The organism is Streptomyces luteolifulvus (assembly GCF_008806595.1).
Taxonomy (GTDB): Bacteria; Actinomycetota; Actinomycetes; order Streptomycetales; family Streptomycetaceae; genus Streptomyces; species Streptomyces luteolifulvus.
On the sequence record NZ_VZRB01000094.1, the window covers coordinates 1 to 1,645 of the forward strand.

The 1,645-nt window shown below is 68.4% G+C and carries 1 protein-coding gene; it reads right to left on the reverse strand.

The annotated features are described in order from the left end of the window. Nucleotides 1-79: 79 nt before the first annotated feature. A complete protein-coding gene (locus tag F7R91_RS41715; protein ID WP_150959085.1) occupies nt 80-1,330 on the reverse strand; it encodes an IS110 family RNA-guided transposase in 1,251 nt (416 codons plus the stop codon). Nucleotides 1,331-1,645 lie beyond the last annotated feature (315 nt).

Below are 1,645 nucleotides of genomic sequence, written 5' to 3' on the forward strand. Positions count from 1 at the left end.
GCTGAGATGTGAATCCGGGGTCCCGCGGGCATCTTTGAGTGCGGCCTCGCGGCGAGGCCGCACTCCTGCCGAGCCCGGTTCAGGCGGGTCCGGTTCCTGCGGGTCCGATGGTGACGTCGAAACCGAGGGCTTCGAGCTGGGCGGTCAGCCGCCTGGCGCGTTGCTCGGGGCTGAATCGCCTCGCTGCCCAGTCGGGGCCCAACTCCCGGTAGGGCACCTGGTCGTGGACGATGTGCCAGTAGGCCACGACGATGTCGTGGCGGGTCGCACCGAGAGCCTTGAAGCCGCCCGCCCGGCCTTTGATCTGCATGTGATGCGCGTGCAGGTAGGTGCCCTTGGCCTTGACCGCGCCCCAGGCCGCTTCGGTCAGCGCGGCCTTCAGCCACTTCGGACCGGGCCGGCTGCGTCCGCCCCTGCGCTTGCCGCCCGAAGCATGATTGCCCGGACACACCCCCGCCCAGGAGGCAAGATGAGCCGAGGACGGGAACCCCGACATGTCCAGACCGATCTCGGCGATCAGCACCTGGGCGACCTTCGCCCCGACCCCGGGGATGGTCTGGATCAGCTCCAGGACCTCCTGGTGCGGGGCAAGCCGGATCGCGATCTCCGCATCGTAGGCGTCGAGCCGCTGCTCCAGTCCGTCGATATGCGCCAGCAGACCGCGCACGATGACACCGTGGTGCTCGATACGGAAGCGGTGCTCGAGAGCCTCCTCCAGAGCCTCCCGCTTCGAGCGGAGCCGTCCCTTGGCCAGCGCGGCCAGCTCCACTGGCGAGGTCACCCCGTCCAGCAGCGCCTCCAGCACAGCCCGCGCCGTCTTCGACCACACCTGCGAGGCCACCGAGGTCAGCTTGATACCGGCGTCCTGCAGTACCTTCTCCAGCCGCTGGATCACCCGCACCCGCTCCTGGGACACCGCCGTACGCGCCCGCGTCAGATCCCGCAGCTCACGAAACTCCTGCACCGGCACGAACGACGGCCGCACCAGACCGCACTCCAGGATCCGGGCGATCCACACCGAATCAGCGACATCGGTCTTGCGGCCGGGCACGTTCCGCAGATGTGCCGCGTTCACCAGCCAGCAGGTGAACCGCCCCTCCAGCGCGGCGAAGACGGGCTTCCAGTACACCCCCGTCGCTTCCATGCCGACCAGCTCCACCCCCTCGCAGACCAGCCAGTCGCCCAGGTCGGCCAGCGCGCGCACGGTGGTCTTGAAGGTCCGGGTCTCCGTTGCCCGTGAACCTCTGCGCTGACCCGGCGAGCGCACCGTCGCCACCGCCGTGTCCCGGTGCACGTCCAGTCCGGCACACCGCTCGAAGATCACCTGCATGCCCGGCCTCCTCCGTGACAGCACCCATCAACGTGCCGCCCGGAAGGGGCCTACTGATCCAAAGAGTCTGAGATTCGCGCTCGCAGCAGCAGTCAACAATCCCTCAAGCCCCAGCGTCATACTTTTCCCCGGACTCGTGGATACCAAGCGTCACCGACGTCTGCCCGGACCGCACCCCACCAGCATGCGAACGGCGCCACAGAGCACTCAACCCGCGCACAGAAGCCAACCACCCACCGGCCAGAAGCCGTTACGCGCCCCGGATTCTCATCCCGCCACGGTGCCGGCGCACAGCGCCGTCATGGGTACTTTTCC

Coding starts and splice junctions, on each gene's coding strand:
- F7R91_RS41715 (WP_150959085.1), bottom strand. CDS start 1,330: ATGCAGGTGATCTTCGAGCGGTGTGCCGGACTGGACGTGCACCGGGAC.